18 protein-coding genes are annotated in these 21,301 nt (G+C 72.8%); 8 read left to right on the forward strand and 10 right to left on the reverse strand.

Annotated features, from left to right (window positions below; translation table 11 throughout):
• Positions 1-184: 184 nt before the first annotated feature.
• Both OHT77_RS09970 and OHT77_RS09975 read left to right on the forward strand, forming a co-directional pair.
• On the forward strand, positions 185-1,858 hold the full coding sequence (locus tag OHT77_RS09970; RefSeq protein WP_266773916.1) for a PucR family transcriptional regulator: 1,674 nt from the start codon (positions 185-187) through the stop codon (positions 1,856-1,858).
• Positions 1,859-1,990: 132 nt separating this feature from the next.
• On the forward strand, positions 1,991-2,758 hold the full coding sequence (locus OHT77_RS09975; protein WP_328827802.1) for a hypothetical protein: 768 nt from the start codon (positions 1,991-1,993) through the stop codon (positions 2,756-2,758).
• 1 nt (position 2,759) lies between these two features.
• Here the strand turns inward: OHT77_RS09975 and OHT77_RS09980 are convergent, their stop codons facing one another.
• Together OHT77_RS09980 and OHT77_RS09985 are read right to left on the reverse strand one after the other, a co-directional pair.
• On the reverse strand, positions 2,760-3,032 hold the full coding sequence (locus OHT77_RS09980) for a hypothetical protein (protein WP_328827804.1): 273 nt from the start codon (positions 3,030-3,032) through the stop codon (positions 2,760-2,762).
• 128 nt (positions 3,033-3,160) lie between these two features.
• Positions 3,161-3,967 carry a GntR family transcriptional regulator gene (locus tag OHT77_RS09985; protein WP_328827805.1) on the reverse strand — a complete coding sequence of 269 codons (807 nt, stop codon included), beginning with the start codon at positions 3,965-3,967 and terminating at the stop codon, positions 3,161-3,163.
• A 157-nt stretch (positions 3,968-4,124) separates the two neighbouring features.
• On the opposite strand from OHT77_RS09985, the gene OHT77_RS09990 reads away from it, so the two are divergent.
• The gene (locus OHT77_RS09990; RefSeq protein ID WP_328827806.1) at positions 4,125-4,973 is read left to right on the forward strand and encodes a (2Fe-2S)-binding protein; all 849 of its coding nucleotides are present in this window, start codon (positions 4,125-4,127) and stop codon (positions 4,971-4,973) included.
• A gap of 303 nt (positions 4,974-5,276) precedes the next feature.
• Entirely contained in the window at positions 5,277-6,320 is a 1,044-nt protein-coding gene (locus OHT77_RS09995) for a DUF2637 domain-containing protein (RefSeq protein ID WP_266773911.1), read from the forward strand.
• A gap of 110 nt (positions 6,321-6,430) precedes the next feature.
• On the opposite strand, the gene OHT77_RS10000 is transcribed toward OHT77_RS09995, so the two are convergent.
• Positions 6,431-6,883: an ATP-binding protein gene (locus OHT77_RS10000; protein WP_328827807.1), complete on the reverse strand. Its 453-nt coding sequence runs from the start codon at positions 6,881-6,883 to the stop codon at positions 6,431-6,433.
• Positions 6,884-7,369: 486 nt separating this feature from the next.
• A complete protein-coding gene (locus OHT77_RS10005) occupies positions 7,370-7,840 on the reverse strand; it encodes a hypothetical protein (protein ID WP_328827808.1) in 471 nt (156 codons plus the stop codon).
• A gap of 146 nt (positions 7,841-7,986) precedes the next feature.
• Between OHT77_RS10005 and OHT77_RS10010 the strand changes: the two genes are divergently transcribed.
• Positions 7,987-9,225 (forward strand): helix-turn-helix domain-containing protein, encoded by a 1,239-nt coding sequence (locus tag OHT77_RS10010; protein WP_328827809.1) that lies wholly within the window; start codon positions 7,987-7,989, stop codon positions 9,223-9,225.
• Here OHT77_RS10010 and OHT77_RS10015 read toward each other — a convergent pair.
• Both OHT77_RS10015 and OHT77_RS10020 read right to left on the reverse strand, forming a co-directional pair.
• The gene (locus OHT77_RS10015; RefSeq protein WP_266773907.1) at positions 9,222-10,964 is read right to left on the reverse strand and encodes a pyruvate dehydrogenase; all 1,743 of its coding nucleotides are present in this window, start codon (positions 10,962-10,964) and stop codon (positions 9,222-9,224) included. The two genes, OHT77_RS10010 and OHT77_RS10015, sit on opposite strands and share 4 nt — an antisense overlap.
• A 72-nt stretch (positions 10,965-11,036) precedes the next feature.
• A complete protein-coding gene (locus OHT77_RS10020) occupies positions 11,037-12,734 on the reverse strand; it encodes a protein phosphatase 2C domain-containing protein (protein WP_443048203.1) in 1,698 nt (565 codons plus the stop codon).
• A gap of 1,305 nt (positions 12,735-14,039) precedes the next feature.
• Here OHT77_RS10020 and OHT77_RS10025 point away from each other — a divergent pair.
• Together OHT77_RS10025 and OHT77_RS10030 are read left to right on the forward strand one after the other, a co-directional pair.
• Positions 14,040-15,020 carry a helix-turn-helix domain-containing protein gene (locus tag OHT77_RS10025; protein WP_328827812.1) on the forward strand — a complete coding sequence of 327 codons (981 nt, stop codon included), beginning with the start codon at positions 14,040-14,042 and terminating at the stop codon, positions 15,018-15,020.
• A 36-nt stretch (positions 15,021-15,056) separates the two neighbouring features.
• On the forward strand, positions 15,057-15,539 hold the full coding sequence (locus tag OHT77_RS10030; protein ID WP_266773905.1) for a DUF456 domain-containing protein: 483 nt from the start codon (positions 15,057-15,059) through the stop codon (positions 15,537-15,539).
• A gap of 10 nt (positions 15,540-15,549) precedes the next feature.
• Here the strand turns inward: OHT77_RS10030 and OHT77_RS10035 are convergent, their stop codons facing one another.
• Positions 15,550-16,893, reverse strand: coding sequence for an SGNH/GDSL hydrolase family protein (locus OHT77_RS10035; RefSeq protein ID WP_328827813.1), 1,344 nt, complete (start codon positions 16,891-16,893; stop codon positions 15,550-15,552).
• 180 nt (positions 16,894-17,073) lie between these two features.
• On the opposite strand from OHT77_RS10035, the gene OHT77_RS10040 reads away from it, so the two are divergent.
• Entirely contained in the window at positions 17,074-17,442 is a 369-nt protein-coding gene (locus tag OHT77_RS10040) for a PPOX class F420-dependent oxidoreductase (protein ID WP_328827814.1), read from the forward strand.
• A 7-nt stretch (positions 17,443-17,449) separates the two neighbouring features.
• On the opposite strand, the gene OHT77_RS10045 is transcribed toward OHT77_RS10040, so the two are convergent.
• The 3 genes from OHT77_RS10045 to rsgA all read right to left on the reverse strand — a co-directional run bounded on the left by OHT77_RS10045 (position 17,450) and on the right by rsgA (position 20,993).
• Positions 17,450-17,959 (reverse strand): methylated-DNA--[protein]-cysteine S-methyltransferase, encoded by a 510-nt coding sequence (locus tag OHT77_RS10045; protein ID WP_328827815.1) that lies wholly within the window; start codon positions 17,957-17,959, stop codon positions 17,450-17,452.
• Positions 17,956-19,410 carry a DNA-3-methyladenine glycosylase 2 family protein gene (locus tag OHT77_RS10050; protein WP_328827817.1) on the reverse strand — a complete coding sequence of 485 codons (1,455 nt, stop codon included), beginning with the start codon at positions 19,408-19,410 and terminating at the stop codon, positions 17,956-17,958. The genes OHT77_RS10045 and OHT77_RS10050 overlap by 4 nt, the downstream gene beginning before the upstream one ends.
• A gap of 464 nt (positions 19,411-19,874) precedes the next feature.
• Positions 19,875-20,993, reverse strand: coding sequence for a ribosome small subunit-dependent GTPase A (gene rsgA, locus OHT77_RS10055; protein WP_328827818.1), 1,119 nt, complete (start codon positions 20,991-20,993; stop codon positions 19,875-19,877).
• Between the last annotated feature and the right edge of the window lie 308 nt (positions 20,994-21,301).

The raw sequence follows: 21,301 nt of genomic DNA on the forward strand, positions 1-21,301 counted from the left end.
GTCACGGAAACCATGAAGGAGTTGGCTGGCCAGCACGGGCATCTTGTAGATTCATATGAACGGAGGTCATCAGTAACCCCTCCGATTCCCTGTGGAAACGTGGGAAACAGCCCCGCACGGCCCTGCACCCACAGCACCTCTTGGTTCATCGTAGTTTTCTAGACAAAGAACGGCGGCGACGGCGATGCGGCTGCGCGCACTTCTGGACACCGGGGCGCTGGGGCTGCGCCTGCTCGGCGGCGAGGACGAGCTGGACCGCACGGTCCGCGGGGTGATGACCACCGACCTGCGCGATCCCAGCCGCTATCTCTCCGGCGGCGAGCTGGTCCTGACCGGCCTGGCCTGGCGCCGGAACGCGGCCGACACCGAGCCGTTCGTACGGCTGCTGGTGGGCGCCGGGGTGGCCGCGCTGGCCGCCGGCGAGGCCGAGCTCGGCGCCATCCCGGACGACCTGGTGACCGCCTGCGCCCGGCACCGGCTGCCGCTGTTCGCGGTCAACGAGTCGGTGGCGTTCGCGACGATCACCGAACATGTCGTACGGCAGGTGTCGGGCGAGCGGGCCGGTGATCTCGCGGCCGTGGTGGACCGGCACCGCCGGATGATGACCTCGGGTCCCGCCGGCGGCGGCCCGGACGTGGTCCTGGACCTGCTGGGCTCCGACCTGGATCTGCGGGCGTGGGTGCTGTCGCCGACCGGGCGGCTCATCGCGGGCTCGAAGGTGTCGGGCCCGGCGCTGCCCGTCGAGGTGTGCGCGCGGCTGGCCGCCGAGCAGCTGGCCGCCGCCCGCACCGGCCGCCGGGGACCGCACCGGCTGACGCTCGGCGCGTCGACGTACTCCCTCTTCCCGATCCGCGGCGGCGGGCGCTCCCCGCAGGGCGCGCGGGACGTGCGCGAGACCGTGCTGTCGGACTGGCTGCTCGCGGTGGAGGCGGACGCCGGGGACTGGCCGGACGAGCGGCTCGACCTGCTGCAGGGCGTCACCCAGCTGATCGCGGTCGAGCGGGACCGGCGGGACGCGGCGCGCACGGTCCGCAGACGGCTCGCGCAGGAGGTCCTCGAGCTGGTCCAGACGGGTGCCGCGCCCGCCGAGATCGCCGCACGGCTGCGGGTCGCCGCTCCCGTGCTGCTGCCCGGGCTCGGGGCAGCCCCGCACTGGCAGGTGGTCGTCGCCCGGGTCGAGTGGGACGGCACCGACATCGAGGCGGGCCCGGTCGCCCAGTCGCTCCTGGAGGAGATCCTGGTCGACCCGCGGACGACGGGCCCCGAGCCCTCCGACCGCATAGCCGTGGCCCACTCGGGCGACGAGGCCATCGCGCTGGTACCGCTGCCCGCCGTGTCGGCGGAGCACGACGGCTCCGAGTCCGGGATCCACGCGGACGTGCTCCTGGACGCCGTACGGGATCCGCTGGCGGCCGGGCTCGACGGCGACGGGCGGGTGACGCTCGGGGTGAGCGCCGCCGTGCACTCGGCGGAGGGGCTGCGCGGGGCGCTGGAGGAGGCGCGGCACGCGCGCCGGGTCGCGGCGGCGCGCCCCGGGCGGGTGTGCGCGGCGGGTCACCAGGAGCTGGCCTCGCACGTCCTGCTGCTGCCGTTCGTGCCGGACGACGTGCGGCGGGCGTTCACCGCGCGGCTGCTCGACCCGCTGCGGGACTACGACCGCAGGCACCGCGCGGAGCTGATCCCGACGCTGGAGGCGTTCCTCGAGTGCGACGGTTCCTGGACGCGCTGCGCCACCCGGCTGCACCTGCACGTCAACACGCTGCGCTACCGGGTCGGCAGGATCGAGCAGTTGACGAGTCGTGACCTCTCGCGCCTCGAGGACAAGCTGGATTTCTTCCTGGCACTGCGGATGAGCTGACCCGGGGATCCCACGACTTTGTGAATTCTTTCACCCAGCCCCTTGGCCGGGCCCCGGGATTCGTGCTGAGATGCGGCCACCACTCAACAGCTCAATGGTGTGCTCGGGGAGGGCAACGTGGCGCTTTCCGCCATGTCTGGAAACGGAACGACCGAAGGCGACGATCCCCTCCAGACCGCGGTGTGGCGGCTGCGCTCGCGGGCCTGCTGGGCCGACGCGGCGGCGCTGCTGCGGCCCGACACCGCGGCTCCGGCCCTCCAGCGGACCGCGCTGCTCGTGGAGCGGTGTCTCTACACCGAGCAGGGCTGGGAGGACGCCGAGGACGCGCTGCGGACGGCCGAGGCGCTGGCCCACAGCGACGACGAGCGGGGCGCGGCGGCCTGTGAGCGCGGACACCTCGCCTACGCGGCCACGCTGCACGGGGTGCGCGACCGGGCCGACGAGGCGCGGGCCGCGCTCGGGCGGGCGGCGGCGCTGATCCCGCCGGACGGTGCCGGGCGGGCGCTGCTGGACTTCCGGCGGGGGCTGGTCGCGGAGAACCTGGCGCGTTCGCCGCAGGCCGCGCGGGCCGCGTACCGGCGGGCCCACGCGGGCGCCGCCGACCAGGCAGACCCGCTGCTGCTGTCGTTCACCTACCGTCATCTGGCCGGACTGGCCCTGCGGGACGGGGAGTTGACGGAGGCCCGGCACGGCTTCGCCGAATCCCTGCGGATCCGGGAGGAGTTGGGCTACCTCGTCGGTACGGCTCCGGCGCTCGCCTCGCTCGCGGACGCGGAGGCCGAGCCGGAGGCGTCCCGGCTGCGCGAGGAGGCGCGGCGGCTGTTCCGGCTGCTCGGCGGTGTACCGACGTGGCTGGCACGGCAGTTGGCGGTTCCGGCGCCGGGTGCGGCGACGGCGTAGGTCAGGCGTGGTCGGTGCGGCTCTGGACGACGTTCACGACGTGGTGGACGAAGTGCGGGACGGAGGCGCGGAGTTCGGGGTCGCGGGCGACCAGCACGACGACGGCGACGAGCAGCAGGAAGGTCAGGAAGCCGCCGCGTGACGAGCCGGAGTGACCGCGCCTCGCGCCCATCTGGGCGGCGCGCATGCCGTCCTGCGCGGCCTGGCGCGCGGACTGTTCGGCGCCGCGCCGCGCGGCCTGCTGGGCGGCCTGCTGGCCGGGATTCGGAAACATCGGCGTTCTCCCCCACGGATCGGTCGGTCCTCTCCGTGGGGCACGTCACCGCCGGGCGGCCGGGTTCCCGGTACGGCGTCCGGTGGCCGGACCCGGACCCGCTCGTGACCGGAGTCACATATTCATGGTCACGCGGTTCCCGCGAAGTGCTCCCGCACCAGTGACTGCGCCACGTCCCACTCCCCCGCGCCCAACGCGTCGAGGAGCGCGAGGTGTTCGGCCGCGTCCGCGACCAGGTCGGCCCGCCCGCGCGTGACCGGCCCGCCGACCAGCGGCCACTGGGCGCGCCGGTGCAGGTCCTCCGCGATCTGGACGAGCTGCTCGTTCCCGGCGAGGGCGAGGACCCCGCGGTGGAAGGCGCGGTCGGACTCGGCATAGGTCGCCCGGCACCCGGAGGACGCGGCGCGGACGGTGCTCTCGGCCAGCGGGCGCAGGTCGGCCCAGCGCGCGGCGGGCACGGTCCGGGCGAGCCGAAGCATCACGGGGACCTCGATCAGGGCGCGGATCTCGGCCAGTTCGGCGAGTTCGCGGGCGCCCCGCTCGATGACACGGAAGCCGCGGTTGGGTACGACCTCGACGGCGCCCTCGGTGGCGAGCTGCTGCATGGCCTCGCGCACGGGGGTGGCGGAGACGCCGAACCGGTCGCCGAGCGCGGGCGCGGAGTACACCTCGCCCGGGGTCAGTTCGCCGCCGACGAGCGCGGTGCGCAGCGCGTCGAGGATCTGGCCGCGCACGGAGGAACGCTGGACGACCGCGCGGGGCCGCGGGATCGGCGTCTCGCTGTGCGTGTGCTCGCCGCGCACGGCGCCCGAGCCGTCCGCGAGATCCCGGTTCCGGTCCACGTCGGCGGCGCGCGGCTGCGGCGGCACCCGGGAGCCCCGGGTGCGCGGATCCGGGACACCCGTACCGGCGGAGCTCTGCGTGCCCTGCTTCACGGGTCCTCCTCCGGACGTGTCGGTACTTGGGGTCATTACGGCGGCTTGTTACTCGTCCGTCAAGCACCTTAGGCGCAGATCGGACTAGTTCACATCCCCGCCCGATTGGGTAAGGTAAGCCTTACCTCTAAACCAACGGCGAATCGGCGGTCCCGGCATGCCCCTGCCCTCTTCGGCCACAGCGGACGCGTACGCCCGCCTCACCGAGGTCGTCCCCGGGCTCGGCATCACCGAACTCGCCCCGGACCAGCCGACCCCGACCGGCGGCGGCTGGGCCTCGGCGGCGGCGCTCGCGGAGGGCGGCGCGGGCCTGGAGGCGTTCCTCGCGTGGGACGACGCCCAGGTCCTGCGCGACCACGGCCGCCGGGGCCGCCCGGACGTCATAGCCACCTTCGGCCTGCACCGCTACGCCTGGCCGGTCGTCCTCCTCTTCACCGTCCCGTGGTTCCTGCACCGCCGCGTCCCCCGCCTCCCTGTGACTCACGTCTCCTACGACCGCACGGCCGAGGGCTTCGGCATGGGCCGGCTGGCCGTCCGCACCGACGCCTTCGCCTGCCTGCCCGGCGACCCGGCCGCGGCCCTGCCCGGTGCCCGGGTCGTCGCCGACGAGGAGGCGCTGCGGGCGGAGGTGCGCGCCGCGGTCGCCGAGCACATGGAACCCGTGCTGGCCGGCTTCGGCCCGCGGATGCGCCGTAGGGGCCGCGCCCTGTGGGGCATGGCGACCGACGAGGTCGTCGAGGGCATCTGGTACGTCGCCGATCTCTTCGGCGAACAGCCGCGGGCCGTACGGGAGTTGGAGCGGCTGCTGCCGGGATCCACCAAGCCGTACGTCGGTTCGGCCGCGTTCCGCGAGGTGACCGGGCCCAACGGCGAGGCGCTGTCCACGCGGGACCGGGCGAGTTGCTGCATGTACTACACGCTGGACGCGGACGACGCCTGCGCGACCTGCCCGCGCACCTGCGAGACCGAGCGGGTCACCAAGCTGCTGGCAGCCACCGCGAGTTGAGGGACCCTCAGTCACAGGCGTCCCTCGACGCCCGCTAGGATCAGCCCCGAACGAGGCGCCCACCCGGTTACAGGGGATTCACAACTTCCTCACTTGTCGCAGGAACTTTCCGTGGAACCACCCGTACGGGTAGTCTTATTCGAACTCAACTCCCGCCCCTCAAGCGGCAGTTCGAGCAGAAAGCCGCCCTGGGCATCCCCTTGCACCTCCTTGGCGGCCTCTTGCCCCGAAAACGCCTGAGGGCCGTTGGGATTGGGCCACTATGGCGGGCGTTACGCCCTATCCCAATGCAAGGGACCCCAGATGAGACTGACCGACATATCGCTTAACTGGCTGCTTCCCGGCGCCGTACTGCTCCTGGGCATGCTGGCGGCGGTTGCGGTGCTCGCGCGGAGCAAGCGGTCCGCCGGGGAGCACGCGAAAGACGACTCGTGGGAGCGCACGGAGGAGCGCCGCAGGCGCAAGGAAGCCATATACGGCATCGCCTCCTACGTCCTTCTGTTCTGCTGTGCGGCGGTCGCCGCGGCACTCTCCTTCCACGGACTGGTCGGCTTCGGCCAGGAGAACCTCGGCCTGACCGACGGCTGGGAGTACCTGGTCCCGTTCGGCCTCGACGGCGCGGCCATGTTCTGCTCCGTCCTCGCGGTCCGCGAGGCCAGCCACGGTGACGCGGCCCTCGGCTCGCGGATACTCGTGTGGACGTTCGCGGCCGCGGCCGCCTGGTTCAACTGGGTGCACGCGCCCAGGGGTGTCGACCACGCGGGCGCTCCGCAGTTCTTCTCCGGCATGTCGCTGTCGGCCGCGGTCCTCTTCGACCGCGCGCTGAAGCAGACCCGCCGGGCCGCGCTGCGCGAGCAGGGTCTGGTGCCGCGTCCGCTGCCGCAGATCCGTATCGTCCGCTGGCTGCGGGCCCCCCGTGAGACCTACAGCGCCTGGTCGCTGATGCTCCTGGAGAACGTGCGCAGCCTGGACGAGGCGGTCGACGAGGTGCGCGAGGACAAGGCGAAGAAGGAGGAGACCCGACTGCGCCGCCGCGACCAGCAGCGGATCGAGCGGGCTCAGCTCAAGGCCATAAGCCGTGGCCAGCGCGGCCTCATCGGCCGGGGCAACGGCCGGTCGTCGGAGCCGCAGGCCCTGGAGCGTGGCGGCTCCGGACAAGCATCCGCGGAGCCTGCTCTATCGACGCCGGAACAACTGCCGGTTCGCACGCGTCCCTCACTCCAGCCAGTCCGCGGGGCATCTGACCCGATAACCGTCGACCTCACTGCCGAGGACGACACCATGGCCCTGCCGCGTCTCGACTCCCTTGAGCGCAAGCTCAAGGACCTGGAGCAGCAGTTCGGCTGAGCCGGAGAGCTGTCACACGAGAACCGGGACCGGGCGACACACGGGGCGGGGGCGGAGTCCAACTGGACGCCGCCCCCGCCCCGTTGCTCATGCCGTGTCCGGCACGTCGCTCACACCGCGTCCGGATCCAGCTCGAACCAGACGGACTTGCCCACCCCGTGGGCCGAGACTCCCCAGGAGTCCGCGAGGGACTGGACCAGGACGAGGCCCCGCCCGTGCGTACCGTCGTCGGCGTCCGGTACGTGCAGTCGGGGCCTACGGGCCACGAAGTCCCTCACCTCCACGCGGAGTCCGCGCGGTCCGACGGTCGCCGTCAGGACGGCGTCGTCGTCGGTGTGGATCAGCGCGTTGGTGACCAGCTCACTCGTGAGCAGTTCCGCTATCTCCGATCGTCCCGGCCTCCCCCAGTGCCGTAACAGTTCCCGCAACGCTCTGCGCGCCTCGGGCACCGCCCGCAGGTCCGCGCGTCCGAGTCTGCGCCTCAGTTGAGGCGGCTGCGCCGGTTCCGTGGCGCTGTCGGCCTTGTCCTCCACCGCTTTCGCCGAGGAGGCCCCGATCGCCATGGGACCGCCCCCTCGTGCTTGCCTCTTCATGACCCCCGCCTGCACGCCGGTTTCCGGTTCCCTCCTGCTCGAACACGTTCACGGGGATCCATGCCCTCGTCGGGAACGGGGCAGTCATGTCGAGTGGTTGACGACCGGGTGTTCGGCCATGCGTACGGCGTGTCCGGCGGGGCGGAGGTTCCGGGCGCGGTGCCGTCCGACACGTCGAACAGTCACCGTACGGAGCCTGCGGCCCGGGTGGGGCGGTCGGGGCGTTCGCCTCCTGGGTGCCGTGACCCCCGGCGACGGGACCTGACACCCCGTGACGTCCTGACCACGGGCGACCGGACCGGCCGCCGATCCGGTGCCGCCGATCCGGCCGTGGTCCACGAGAGCGTGGGGCGGCCGGTCCCCCCACACCGGCCACAGACCTCCCCCGAGGCCCACGCTCCGTGAAACTGGCCGGAATCAGCCGTTCGCGACCCGGCAACAGCCGCTCGGCGGGCCCTACTTGCCGCCGATTCCCTTGGGGCCGATGTGGATGATCTTGTGGGTGGTACGGGTCATGTCGACGATCAGCTTGGTGGTGTCGCCGCCGCCCCAGGTGAGGGTGACGGTGGCCTCGGTGTGGTCGGCGGTGCCGTTGTCGGTGACCTTCCAGCTCATGGGGGTGTTCTGCGCCTGGAGAACACCGTCCGCGTGGTTCTTCGCCTCCCAGGCCTTCAGCTCCTTGAGGTAGGCCGGGGTGAGGTAGTAGCTGCGCAGCTCGGTGGTCAGCTTCCCGCCGCCGTTGTCCAGGTCGGTCTCGGCGTCGATGTAGGCGCCGTAGAAGTCGGCGATGCGGGTGATGTTGTCGTCCGGTGAGCCGCTCACGGTGCGCGGGGCGCCGGCGGATGCCTGGGCCGCCACGCCCAGCCCGAGGGCGAGGGCGAGGCCGGCGGCGAGGGCGGTGCGGCGCGTGGCCTTCTTGCTGTTCACGTGTGGTCCCCGTTTCGGTTCGGTGCCGTGCTGTGGTCGGACCGAGCTTGGGCGCACGGCGGCGGCGACCGCAATCACCACCGCCGATCCCGCAACGGTGGAACCGTCCCACCCCCGCTGACCTCCTGGTACATGGAGTCCCTGGGATGCCGTCCTGGGACGCGACACACCCGGGAGCAACGGTGTCGGGCGAGGCCAACGACAAGGACGTCGAGGAGTTCGCGGCGCTGCTACGGCGCCTGAAGGCACGCACGGACCGCAGCTACGGCCAGCTGGCCCGCCGCCTGAACATGAACGCCTCGACCCTGCACCGCTACTGCGTCGGCGAGGCGGTCCCCCTCGACTTCGCCCCCGTGGAACGCTTCGCGGCGCTGTGCGGGGCGACGCCGGAGGAGCGGGTCGAGCTGCACCGGTACTGGATCCTGGCGGTGGCCGCGCGCCAACGGCGCCGGGAGGCGGGGGTGACCGGGGCGGCGGGGGCAGCGGCTCCGGTGGCCGAGGAGCTGCCCGCAGGGCCGGCCGAGGCGCCGGTGCCCGATACCGGTGAGCCGCCGGTGGCTGCCGCCGCAGTGGCCGCCGGTCCCGTCGCCCGCTCGCTCTGGTCCCGGCGGCGCCTCACCCTCACCGCCGCCGCCGCGTGCGCGGTGCTCGCCGTCTGGGGCACCCTGTCGGCGGTGTCCACGCACGACACGGCCAAGTCCGGGGGCGGAGTGGGGACCGGGGCAGGGAGCAACACCGGTGCTACGACCGGTACTTCACCCTCCGCCCGCCCCGCACCCCTCGCCTGGACCGCCGACTCGCAGGCCTGGGAGATCGGCTGCGACCACGACTACGTCATCGACAAGGCGCCGAAGGACGTGCCGCCGCCCCCGGTCCAGCAGGACGCCGGGGCCTGGGCGGCGACACAGCACGCGGTGCACGGCGGCCAGACGAACGTGGAGATCTCGGTGCAGGGCCGCAGCTCAACGGCCGTGGTCCTGGAGGCACTTCGGGTCCGGGTCGTCGGCCGTACGGCACCCGCCCCGGGCACCGCGTACTCGATGGCCCAGGGCTGCGGCGGGGACATCACCCCGCGCTACTTCGGCGTGAACCTGGACGCCCACCGCCCGCTCGTCAAGCCCGAGCCGGGCAGTGACACGGGCAGGAAGGTCCCGGTGGCGCACCTGCCGTACCGGGTCTCGGCCACGGACCCGGAGGTCCTGCTGGTCAAGGCCCGCACCGGGACCTGCGACTGCCGCTGGTACCTGGAACTGGACTGGTCCTCCCAGGGCCGCACCGGCACCCTCCGCATCGACGACCACGGCACGCCGTTCCGCACGAGCAGCATCAAGGGCCTGCGGCACCTCTGGTACTCGTCGAACGGGTGGGTGCCGTACGACAGTTAGGGCCTGGGCACGTTGCGGATGTTGGAGCGGGCCATCTGCAGCATGCGGCCCACTCCCCCGTCCAGGACGATCTTCGACGCCGACAGCGCGAACCCGGTGACCATGTCGGCGCTGATCTTCGGCGGGATGGACAGGGCGTTGGGGTCGGTGACGATGTCGACGAGCGCCGGACCCTTGTGCTTGAACGCGGCCTTCAGAGCGCCTTCGAGGTCCTTGGGCTTCTCGACCCGCACACCGTAGGCACCGCAGGCGCGCGCCACGGCGGCGAAGTCGGGGTTCTTGTTGGTGGTGCCGTAGGACGGGAGTCCGGCGACCAGCATCTCCAACTCGACCATGCCCAGGGAGGAGTTGTTGAACAGGACGACCTTCACCGGCAGGTCGTACTGGACGAGGGTGAGGAAGTCGCCCATCAGCATGGAGAATCCGCCGTCGCCCGACATCGACACGACCTGCCGCTCGGTGTCGGTGAACTGGGCGCCGATCGCCATCGGCAGCGCGTTCGCCATCGAGCCGTGCGAGAACGAACCGATCACGCGGCGGCGGCCGTTGGGCGTGATGTAGCGGGCGGCCCAGACGTTGCACATGCCGGTGTCGACGGTGAACACGGCGTCCTCGTCGGCGAGTTCGTCGAGGACGGAGGCCACGTACTCGGGGTGGATCGGGACGTGCTTCTCGACCTTGCGCGTGTACGCCTTCACGACGCCCTCCAGCGCGTCGGCGTGCTTCTTGAGCATCCGGTCGAGGAACTTCCGGTCCCCCTTCGGCTTCACCCGGGGGATGAGACAGCGCAGCGTCTCCTTCGCGTCGCCCCACACCGCGAGGTCCAACTTCGAGCGCCGGCCCAGGTGTTCGGGCCGTACGTCGATCTGGGCGATCTTCACGTCGTCGGGCAGGAACGCGTTGTACGGGAAGTCGGTGCCGATGAGGATCAGCAGGTCGCACTCGTGGGTGGCCTCGTAGGCGGCGCCGTAGCCGAGCAGGCCGCTCATCCCGACGTCGTACGGGTTGTCGTACTGGATCCACTCCTTGCCCCGCAGGGCGTGTCCGATCGGGGACTTGATCTTCCCGGCGAACTCCATCACCTCGGCATGCGCGCCGGCGGTTCCGCTGCCGCAGAAGAGGGTGACCCTGTCGGCCTCGTCGATCATCTCGACGAGCTTCTCGATCTCGGCGTCGCCGGGCCGGACGGAGGGGCGTGAGGTGACGAGGGCGGTCTCGGCGGCCTTGTCCGGGGCGGGCTCGGAGGCGATGTCGCCCGGGAGCGAGACGACGCTGACGCCGGACTGCCCCACCGCGTGCTGAATGGCGGTCTGCAGCAGCCGGGGCATCTGCTTCGGGCTGGAGATCAGCTCGCTGTAGTGACTGCACTCCTGGAAGAGCCGGTCGGGGTGGGTCTCCTGGAAGTAGCCGAGGCCGATCTCGCTGGACGGGATCTGCGAGGCGAGGGCGAGCACCGGGGCCATGGAGCGGTGGGCGTCGTAGAGGCCGTTGATGAGGTGCAGGTTTCCGGGGCCGCAGGAGCCGGCGCAGGCCGCGAGCTTCCCGGTTATCTGCGCTTCGGCGCCTGCGGCGAAGGCGGCGGTCTCCTCGTGCCGTACGTGGATCCAGTCGATGGCGGAGTTGCGGCGGATGGCGTCGACCACCGGGTTGAGGCTGTCGCCGACGACGCCGTAGAGGCGCTTGACTCCGGCGCGGACGAGGATGTCGACGAACTGTTCGGCAACGTTCTGCTTGGCCATGGTTCTCGCGTGCCCTTCGGTTTCCTGTGTCCTACGGATCCCTCTGGGTCCATGAATTCACAGCCTCGGCGCTCACGCCTCCCAAACGGCGGCCGCCGTGCGGTCGTCGGCATAACCCTTGACCCGCACTTGGGTGTCCGCGAGGAAGGCGGCCAGGCCGGGCGGAGTGGTACCGGACCAGCGCCCCGCCAGATGGGCGGACAGCTCCGGTTCGCCGCGCAGGGGTTCGGCAAGCCCGCCGGTGCACATGAGGAGCGCGTCCCCCGGGCGGGCGACGGAGGCACGGAAGCGGAAGGGTTCGCGGGGTGGTTCGGGGGCGGGTTCGTAGGGGCTCGGCGGGGTCGGAATCCCGAGGTCCATCGTCAGCCGGTCGCCCTCCGGGGTCTCGGCGGGCTGCGACCCGAACCCGACGACGGCCTCGCCGATCGCGTCGGCGACGCTGGGCTCGATGTCCTGCCACTCGCCGTCGCGCAGCCGGAAGAGCCCGCCCGGCCCGACCCCGAAGAACACGCGGGTACGGCACTCCGGGTCCGCGGGGAGGAGCAGACAGCGCAGACCCGCCGAGTACTCCTCCGGGTCGATGCCCTGTTCGGCTGCGCTGGCGCGGAGCTTGCCGAGGCTGCGGTCGGTGAGGCGGTGCAGCCCGGACTTCAGGTCACCGCGCCGGGCGGCCCTTATGTCCTCGGAGAGCCGCGCGTGGCTGCGGCCCACGGCCCGCGCGATCCAGTGACACGCCTCGGCCGCGGCCCGGTGCGCTCCCGGCGTGGCCCGCGCCCCGGTCGCCATCGCCACCAGCACCAACGCCTGCTCCCCGGCCCCGAACCGCGCCGTCAGCAACGAGTCCCGCCGCGGCTCCCCCCTGAACCGCGCGGAGTCCCCCCGCACGGAAGCGGCCCGAAGCGTGCTCGCCCCGTACCGCGCCCCGTCCAACACGGTGTCCGCGACGAGGTCGTCGAGTTCGTCCGGGTCGGCCGGGGGCAGCGCGGTGGGCTCGGCGTCGTAGGTGGGCGGGCCGGAACCTACGTAGTCGAGGGAGAGGGGTGGTGGGGGCGGGGTGGCCGGAAGAAGCTGCGGGGCGGGATCGGCGGCGGGGAGAACGGGCGGCTGCGCGTACGGGCCGAGGGCGGACGGACTGCTGGGACGAAGGTCCCCTTGGGTGGAAGCGGGGTTGTCGATGAGGGGTGCGTCTGCCGGCGGCTGCGGGAAGGGGCGCGGGTCGTAAGGGCGGAGCGGGCGGGCGGGACGAAGCGATTGCGGGGCGGGAGTGGGGAGACCGGGGGCGGCGGCGGGCGGCTGGGGGTAGGGAGGCGAGGCGGGCGGGCCGTCTGACCGGAAGTTCCCCGGAGGGGCGGCGGGATCGTCGGCGGGGCGTGGGGGCAACGCCGGTTGCTGCGAAGCGGAAACCCCGTCCGGACGGAAGTCTCCAGGAGCCACGGCGGGATCATCGGCGGGCGGCGCGGGAATGGCTGACGGCTCCGGATACGAACGCGGAGAGGGCGGGCCATCCGGACGCAGGGACTGCGGAGCGACGGCGGGATCATCGTCACGGCGTGGGGGCACCGCCGGTTGCCGCGGAGCGGAAAGCCCATCCGGACGAAGGCCTCCCGGCGAGGCTGCGGGATCGTCAGCAGGCGGCGCGGGAATGGCCGACGGGTCCGGATACGAACGCGGAGCGGACAGTCCGTCCGGACGGACATCCCCCGGAGGGGCAGCGGGGCTGTCGGCAGGCGGTGCCGTCGGTCGCTGCGGGTACGCGGGCGCGGAGGCCACACTGGGCGGCTGCGGAGGTGCCGTGGGCGGGAGGTCGGGCTGGGTGTCCGCGGGGCGGTGCTGCCGGGGCGGCGCAGGCGGAGCATCCTCGCTCGGGGCGGCCGGGGCGATGGGCGTGAACAGCGGGGGCGCACTTTCCGGCTCCACACCATCGCCGGGAGCCGCAGCACCGTAGGGCTTGAACAGCGGGGTCTCGTTATCCGGCTCCACACCGTCACCAGGAGCCGAAGCACCGTAAGGCTTGAACACCGGAGTCTCGCTATCCGGCTCCACACCGTCACCAGGAGCCGAAGCACCGTAAGGCCTGAACGCCGGGGTCTCGCTATCCGGCTCCCGCCCGTCACCAGGAGCCGAAGGACCGTAAGGCGTGAACACCGGCGGCTCGGCAACCGGGTCCACACCCGCACCTCGCCCGGAGTTGCCCGCCGCACGCGGCGCCGGAACACCCGAACCCGCCGAACGCGCTCCCTCGCCCACCGAACCCACACCCGGTCCGGAACGCGCGCCTTCACCCGACGGACCCGCACCCGAATCCACCCGCGAACCGGAGCCCCAAGCAGAACCCGAAACCGGACCCGAACCGGCACCCGCACCGGGCCCAGGCGCAGGCCCTTCCCCCGCTCCGCGAAGCTCCACCGTCCCCGCCGCCGAGGCGAACCGGTCGTCGACGGAGTCCCCCGCGGCCGTCGGGCCCGTGTCGTCCGCGGTGTCGTCGTACAGCTGGCTCCACCAGTCGTCCTCGTGACCGGTCGGCGTTCCCCCCTGCTGGCTCATGCCCCTAATTGTCCACCGCGCAGGCCAGTTGGAAACGGGGCGTCCGGAAAATCAGACGTGAGCCGGTCCTCGAACGGCGTGTCGGCGACGTACCGAACACCCATCCGGCACAGAGCCGCCGGACGGTCCCACCCCCCACGGGAGAACCGCCCGGCGACGACCTGGGTGACCCGCCCCCGGCTCCCCGCGCGCGAGCGCACGGCATGAGCCCGGGTCACGTTCCATATGACCGAATCCCGTTGCGAGTTCGGCCCACCCGACCCGAGTGTGACCTGTCTTCCTGAAGATCCGCTGTGACTTCCGACGGCCTCACCCACAGCACGCCGTACGCGAACCCGCAGGCCAAGAAGGCCCAATACGGGCATTACGGGCGGCAGTTGAGGCCCCCGTGACGCAACCTTGGCAGAGTGACGGGTGGTACGGCGATGATGTGCGGAGGCGGGTTCGCGCCGTGGCTGTTTCCCGCCACCGCGGCCGGTTCCGCCACCGCGCACCCCACGGGGTGATGTCTTCCGGGAGGGACGGCGCCTGATGCTGGGAGCGATAGGCCTGGACGAGGCACACGAGTCGGCGTACCGGGCACTGGTGTCCGTCGGCGCCGCGGACGTGCCCGATCTCGCCCGACGGCTGACCCTCGGCGAGTACGACACCGAGCGCGCCCTGCGCCGCCTGGAACGCCACGGACTCGCCGCCCAGTCCTCGTCCCGCCCCGGCCGCTGGGTCGCCGCCCCGCCCGGGGTCGCCCTCGGCGCGCTGCTCACCCAGCAGCGGCACGAACTGGAGAAGGCGGAGCTGGCCGCCGCGCTCCTCGCCGAGGAGTACCGGTCGACCACCGCCGAACCCGCCGTGCACGACCTGGTGGAGGTGGTGATCGGCGCCGCCGCCGTCAGCCAGCGCTTCCTCCAGCTCCAGCTCGGCGCGACCGAGGAGGTCTGCGCGCTGGTCACCGGGAACCCGGTCGCCGTCACCGGCGGGGAGAACGACGCGGAGGAGCAGGCCGCCGACCGGGGCGTCCGCTACCGGGTCGTCCTCGAACGCGCCGCCCTCGACCTGCCCGACGGCCTCACCGAACTGACCGCCGCGCTCGGCCGCGACGAACAGGTGCGGGTCGTCGACACCGTGCCGACGAAACTGGTGGTCGCCGACCGCACCCTCGCGATGGTCCCGCTGACCTCGCACACCGCCGAGCCCGCCGCGCTCGTCGTGCACGCGAGCGGGCTGCTGGAGCTGCTCTGCGGGCTCTTCGAGTCGGTCTGGCGGGACGCGCTCCCGCTGCGCCTGGGCACCTCCGGCGCCACCGAGCAGCAGCCGGACGGCCCCGACGGCACGGACCTGGAGGTGCTGTCCCTGCTGCTGGCCGGCCTGACCGACGCCAGCGTCGCGAAACAGCTCGATCTTGGCCTGCGCACGGTCCAGCGCCGGGTGAAGCGGCTGATGGAGCTGAGCGGGGTGACGACCCGGCTGCAACTGGGCTGGCACGCATACGAACGGGGCTGGGTGGCCCGTAGCTGACCTGCGGTTTCACCGTCCGTCCCGCACGCTGGTCAGATGGGAGTGGCTGAACTCCTCCTGGTCGGCGTCGTCATCCTGCTCGGCCTGTGCGGAGTCCTGGTGCCCGGAGTGCCGGGGTCGTGGCTGGTGTGGGCCGCGGTCCTGTGGTGGGCGCTGAAGGACCCGCAGCCGGTCGCGTGGGGCGTCCTCGTCGGCGCGACCGTCGTCCTCTTCCTCTCCCAGGTGGTGCGCTGGGTCCTCCCGCCGCGCCGGCTGCGCACGAGCGGAGCGACCCCCCGAATGGGCGTGTACGCCGGGGTCGGCGCGCTGCTCGGCTTCGTGCTGATCCCCGTGCTCGGCGCGATCCCCGGTTTCATGGCCGGGATCTACCTCCACGAACGCCTGCGCCTAGGCCGGCACGGCGAGGCGATGGCCTCTCTGCGTACGGCGATGCGCTCGGGCGGCTCCAGCGTGCTGACCGAGCTGTTCACCTGCCTGCTGATCATGGGCGCGTGGGTGGGCGCGGTGATCTGGGGCTGACCCGGGCCCTTCAGCCGAGCGCGGTGAGGTCGACCGCTTCGGCGAGCGCCCGCATGCCCGCGTCGTTGAAGTGCAGGTGGTCGCCGGAGTCGTAGCCGGGCAGGATCCGCTGCGGCTGCGCCGGGTCGCGGACGGCGGCGTCGAAGTCGACGATCCCGTCGAAGGGCCCGCCGCCCCGGATGAACGTGTTGACCTTCTGCCGTACGGCCTCCCGCGCGGCCGTGAAGGCACCGGCGCCGCCGTACGGCGTGAGGGTCGCGCCGATGACGCGGATGCCGTGCGCGTGGGCGCGGGCCACGAGGGTGCGGTACGCGTCCTCGAACGCGCCCGGGTCGGTGGCGTTCGGGGTGCCTTTGATGTCGTTGATGCCCTCGAGGACGATCAGCACCCGCACGCCCGACCGGGAGAGCGCGTCCGCGTCGAGACGGGACAGCCCGCTCGGGCCCACGTCGTCGCGCAGCAGCCGGTTGCCGGAGATACCGGCGTTGAGGACACCGAGGCGGCGGTACGACGGCAGGGTGGCGAGGCGGTCGGCGAGGCGGTCGGGCCAGCGGTGGTTGGCGTCGAGGGTGGAGCCGTTGCCGTCGGTCAAGGAGTCGCCGAGGGCCACGACGCTGCCGGCCGCCTGCGCGTCGAGGACGTCGACGCCGGTGACGTAGTACCAGGAGGTGGTGGTCGCCGTGTACGCGGCGCCGTCCTCGTCGGCGGCCCGATTCCCTTGCGGGGCACGGTAGTTGGTCTGCCCGGCGGCACGGTGGTAGGTCGCGGGGCCGGAGTCGCCCGGCGTGTGGACGGTGACCAGGAGGTCGGCCCCGTCGGGCACGGCGAGCGGAACAGGATCACTGACCAGGTCCTCGCCCGCCGGGATCGTGACCGCCGTGACACCGGCGAAGGTGACGGCACGCATCGAGCCGGGCACGGCGTCCGCTCCCGACTCCCGCAGCCCGACGGTCACCGCGTCGAGCCTGAGGGGCGCGGTACCGAGCCGGTTGGTGAGCCGCACACGGGCGGCGCCCCCGCCGACGCTGACGTGCACGACGTTGCGGAAGGAGGCGCCGGGGTGGGCAGACACGGTCCCGGAGGGGGCGGCCTCCCAAGTACCGGTCCAGGTGCCGAAGGGGTCGCGGGCCCGGGTTTCGCGAGCGGAGGCGCCAGAAGCGGGGGCACCGGGAACCGAGGCCCCGGGAGCATCGGCTTGGAGAGCGGCGGCTCGGGGAGCGGACGCCGCGGGCGCGGAGGCCGCGGAGGCATCGGGGGTCGCCGCGCCCGCGGTCTCCACCGTCCCCGCCGTCCCGACCGCCGCTCCCAGCCCGAGCACCAGCAGTCCTACGACGACCCGTCCGGCCCCGACCATGCGCCCTCCACGTCTCCCACCAGCCACAACGAAGGCGACCGTGGCACGCGGGGGCGGACGGACGGCGGCGCATCACCGGTGCCGGGCGCCGCGTCCCCTGTCCGGCGTAGGACGGACCGCGGACGACGGCTGGCACCGGAGGCCGATGCGCGGGGCGGGCAGGCGTGTTTGGCTGCGGGCATGACCGAATTCACCGAGGCCGAACGCGCGTACCTCACCTCGCAGCGGCTGGGCCGACTGGCCACCGTCGACCCGCATGGCCAACCGCAGGCGAACCCCGTCGGCTTCTTCCCGCAGGCCGACGGGACGATCCTGGTCGGCGGCTACGCGATGGGTACGACGAAGAAGTGGCGCAACCTTCGGAAGAACCCGAAGGTCGCGCTGGTGGTGGACGACATCGTCAGCGTCAGCCCCTGGAAGGTACGGGGCATCGACATCCGGGGCGAAGCCGAACTCCTCGTCGGCCCGCACGAGTTGGGGGCGCACATGAGCGAAGAGGTGATCCGTATCCACCCCCGGCGGATCCACAGCTGGGGCCTGGAGATCTGAGGCCGACTCACCCCAACACGTTCTCCAGGGTGAGGAGTTGGACCTTGCGGTCGAGGCCGCCCGCGTAGCCGGTGAGTGTTCCGTCGGCGCCGATGACGCGGTGGCAGGGGCGGACGACCAGCAACGGGTTGGCGCCGATCGCCCCGCCGACAGCCCGGACGGCGGCCCGGGGTGCGCCGACCCGCGCGGCGATCTCGCCGTACGTCGTCGTCGCGCCGTACGGCACGGAGTCGAGGGCGGCCCACACGCGCTCACGGAAGTCGGTGCCGGAGGTGCGGAACTCCAGCTGGAATTCCTTGAGTTCACCGGCGAAGTAGGCGGCGAGCTGGTCGCCGACGGCACGGAAGGGACCAGGGTCCTGCCGCCACTCGGGCTGGACGGTACGGCCGCCCTTCTGCCCGGGCACGGAGAGGGAGGTGAGGGCGCCGAACTCGTCGGCGGTGAGCAGGAGTTGACCGAGGGGACTGTCGAGACTCGTCCAGCGGACGATGGTCGGATCGGTCGTGGGGCCGGTCATCGGTGCTCCAACTCCCCTGCCGTGCGCAGGTGTTGTACGTGCTCTGCGTGTTCTACGTGCTGTTCGCGCTGTGCGTGCTGCAGGTGCTGGACGGCGTAGGAACGCCAGGGCCGCCAGGCGTCCGGGGTGTCGGTTCCGGGCGGTGCCACGTCGGGGTCGCCGAGCGCGCGGGTGCGGATGACGGCGACGGTGGCGGCGTCCATGCCGGGCAGCGCGAGCAGGGCGGCCTGGGCGTCGTCCCGGTCGACGCCGGCGTCGAGCCGTACGGTGCCGTCGGCCAGGGCGGTGGCGAGGGCGGACAGGGGTTCGCCGGGCGCGGCCTCCGCCAGGGCGGACGGCTCGGGGAAGAGATGGTTGAGACCACCGGACGGGGCGTCCAGCGTCTTGCCGTACCGCCGCACCAGCCGCTCGGCCTCCGCCGGGCCGACCAGCGCCCGTACGGCGAGTTCCTCCGGGTCGGCGGTGCCCGGTGAACGCAGGCCGGGGCGGGCGGCGACGAGCGGGGCGAGCCGGGGGTCCTCGCCGAGCCGTTCGTCGACGGCGTACGGGTCGGCGTCGAGGTCGAAGAGCCGCCGTAGCCGCTGGACGGCGGTGGTCAGATCCCGGTGGTCGGTGAGGTGCAGCCGGGCGTCGAGCCAGCCGCCGGGGTGGGCGAGGGACGCGGCCTTGAGGACACCGGGGCGTTCGTCGACGGCGACGATTCCGGTGCCGTAGGGGAGGCGCAGCGTGCGGCGGTAGGTACGGCGGCCGGGGCTGCCGATGATCTCCTCCACACCGGGGACGGCCTCGCGGGCGAGCAGGTCGAAGACGGCGGCGGACTGGTAGGGGCCGCGGTAGGCGAGCCGCAGCGGGATGCCGGCGGAGGGGCCGGCCGCCGTCGCTCGCGCCACGTGCGGCGCCTTGGCGGTCCGCAACTCGCTCGGCGTCGACGCGTACACGGCGCGGATGGTGTCGTTGAACTGGCGCACGCTGGCGAAACCGGCCGCGAAGGCCACGTCGGTGATCGGCAGGTCGGTGGTCTGCACGAGCACGCGTGCGGTGTGCGCGCGCTGGGCCCGGGCGAGGGCGACGGGCCCGGCGCCGAGTTCGGCGGTGAGCTGCCGCTGGACCTGCCGTGCGCTGTATCCCAGCCGTACGGCGAGCCCGGCGACGCCCTCGCGGTCCACGACGCCGTCGCCGATCAGCCGCACGGCGCGGCCCACGACATCGGCGCGCGCGTTCCACTCGGCCGACCCCGGCACGGCGTCCGGCCGGCACCGCCGACAGGCCCGGAACCCCGAGCCCTGCGCGGCGGCGGCGGTCGCGAAGAACCGCACGTTCCGCCGCTTAGGCGTCACCGCCGGGCAGCTGGGCCGGCAGTAGATCCCGGTCGTGACCACAGCGAAAAAGAACTCCCCGTCGAACCGGGCATCCCGGCTCCGCACGGCTTCGTACCTGCTCTCCTCGTCCATCACAGTGTCCAGTCTCCGCCATCCCCGAGGGTGGGGCTGGCGGAAATCGGACGTGGTGTTGGGGGTGGGGAGGTGGGCGCGGGCCGGGTAGGCGGGCGCCGGGGCGGGGAGGCGGGCGCCGGGCCGGAGAGGCAGGCGCCGGGGAGGGGAGGCGGGCGCCGAGGCCGGGAGGTAGGCGCCGGGGAGGGGAGGCGGGCGCCGAGGCCGGGAGGTAGGCGCCGGACCGGAGAGGCGGGCGCCCAGGTCCCGGCTGCTTGTCGGCTGACCGGGCGGAGCCGGACCACGCACCCGGGCACCCCGGGCACCGGCCCGCCGACGAGCAGCCGGGACCGGACGCCCAGGGTCCGCCCCCCCGACCGCCGCGAGCGGACGCACCCCGCATCCCGCACCCGGGTCACAAGCCCAAGCCCCCCCCGGCAGGCCACACCCCGAACCCTCCCCCGGACCATCCGGACCGGCCACCCCTACGCCCAGCGCCCCCGCTTCGCCTCCATCGCCGCCTTGCCCTCCGCTCCCTTTCGTTTCCAGTCGCGGCGGAGTTCGGCCCGCATACGGGCGTCGGTCTTGGCGACGATCCACTGGTTCTCGCGCATGAGCTTGCGGTAGCTCTCGAGACGGCGTTCGGAGAGGGTGCCGGAGTCGAGTGCGGCGAGGACGGCGCAGCCCGGTTCGGCGGTGTGGGCGCAGTCGTGGAAACGGCACCGGGACGCCAGTTCCTCGATCTCGGCGAACACCTGGCCGACGCCGGTCTGCGCGTCCCACAGGCCGACCCCGCGCAGCCCGGGGGTGTCGATCAGGACCCCGCCGCCGGGCAGGGCGAGGAGGTTGCGCGTGGTGGTCGTATGACGGCCCTTGCCGTCGACGTCACGCGTCGCCTGGACGTCCATCACGTCCTCGCCCAGCAGCGCGTTGGCGAGCGTCGACTTGCCCGCGCCGGACTGCCCGAGCAGCACGGACGTGCCCCCGGCGGCGACCGCGGCCAGCACGTCGATGCCGTCCCCGGTGGCGGCGCTCACGGCCAGCACCGGCACACCGGGCGCGGCCGTCTCCACGTCCTGGACGAGATACGACAGCGTCACCGCGTCCGGCACGAGGTCGGCCTTGGTGAGCACGACCAGGGGCTGGGCACCGCTCTCCCAGGCGAGCGCGAGGAACCGTTCGATACGGCCGAGGTCGAGATCCCCGGTCAACGGCACCGCGATGATCGCGTGGTCGACGTTGGCCGCGAGGATCTGCCCCTCGGACCGCTTGGAGGAGGTGGAGCGCACGAAGGCGGTACGGCGGGGCAAATACGTCCGTACGTAGCGCGGGGTGCCGCCGTCGGGGTCCACGGCGACCCAGTCGCCCGTGCAGACGACCTTCATCGGGTCACGGGGGACGACGAACTCGGTGTCGGCACGGACGGTGCCGGTCGGGGTGATGACGTCGCACAGACCACGGTCGACGCGTGCGACGCGGCCGGGCAGGAGCCCCTGCTCGGCGAACGGGGCGAACTCGGCCTCCCACTCCGCATCCCAGCCGTACGGCTGCAGCGGATGCACGGACGAGGACGAGGACGAACCCGGGAGAGAGGAGAAAGACAAGGGGTGACCCTTCACAAGGGTGGCCCCGGCACCGCGCACACAGACGCGGGAGGAAGAGAGGTCAGCCGGAGACCACGGGAGTGGACTTGATGAACTTCCGGATACGGGCAGCGCCCACCACGGAGACAGCCATCGGTCACACCTCCCACAACACAAGCCAAGTCACCGGCGGCAACACACGGTTGCCGCTCCAACAGCGCCAACCCTAGAAGGTGCGCGAGCCATGACGCCAGCGAATTACGGACGGCTACGCAACACCCGGGCCCGGTGCTCCCTCGCCTGTCCGCCAACTCTGCCCCCACCTCTGC

The sequence above is a fragment of the Streptomyces sp. NBC_00252 genome, from assembly GCF_036187565.1.
In the GTDB taxonomy this organism is placed as follows: Bacteria; Actinomycetota; Actinomycetes; order Streptomycetales; family Streptomycetaceae; genus Streptomyces.

Bases quoted from the DNA above. Each gene is read 5' to 3' on its own strand.
- OHT77_RS10000 (WP_328827807.1), bottom strand. From the start codon at position 6,883: ATGGCGATCGGGGCCTCCTCGGCGAAAGCGGTGGAGGACAAGGCCGAC.
- OHT77_RS10030 (WP_266773905.1), top strand. From the start codon at position 15,057: ATGGGAGTGGCTGAACTCCTCCTGGTCGGCGTCGTCATCCTGCTCGGC.
- OHT77_RS09990 (WP_328827806.1), top strand. From the start codon at position 4,125: ATGCCCCTGCCCTCTTCGGCCACAGCGGACGCGTACGCCCGCCTCACC.
- OHT77_RS10035 (WP_328827813.1), bottom strand. From the start codon at position 16,893: ATGGTCGGGGCCGGACGGGTCGTCGTAGGACTGCTGGTGCTCGGGCTG.
- OHT77_RS10040 (WP_328827814.1), top strand. From the start codon at position 17,074: ATGACCGAATTCACCGAGGCCGAACGCGCGTACCTCACCTCGCAGCGG.
- OHT77_RS10045 (WP_328827815.1), bottom strand. From the start codon at position 17,959: ATGACCGGCCCCACGACCGATCCGACCATCGTCCGCTGGACGAGTCTC.
- OHT77_RS09970 (WP_266773916.1), top strand. From the start codon at position 185: ATGCGGCTGCGCGCACTTCTGGACACCGGGGCGCTGGGGCTGCGCCTG.
- OHT77_RS10025 (WP_328827812.1), top strand. From the start codon at position 14,040: ATGCTGGGAGCGATAGGCCTGGACGAGGCACACGAGTCGGCGTACCGG.
- OHT77_RS09975 (WP_328827802.1), top strand. From the start codon at position 1,991: ATGTCTGGAAACGGAACGACCGAAGGCGACGATCCCCTCCAGACCGCG.
- OHT77_RS09995 (WP_266773911.1), top strand. From the start codon at position 5,277: ATGAGACTGACCGACATATCGCTTAACTGGCTGCTTCCCGGCGCCGTA.
- OHT77_RS09980 (WP_328827804.1), bottom strand. From the start codon at position 3,032: ATGTTTCCGAATCCCGGCCAGCAGGCCGCCCAGCAGGCCGCGCGGCGC.
- OHT77_RS10015 (WP_266773907.1), bottom strand. From the start codon at position 10,964: ATGGCCAAGCAGAACGTTGCCGAACAGTTCGTCGACATCCTCGTCCGC.
- OHT77_RS10010 (WP_328827809.1), top strand. From the start codon at position 7,987: ATGCCGTCCTGGGACGCGACACACCCGGGAGCAACGGTGTCGGGCGAG.
- OHT77_RS10050 (WP_328827817.1), bottom strand. From the start codon at position 19,410: ATGGACGAGGAGAGCAGGTACGAAGCCGTGCGGAGCCGGGATGCCCGG.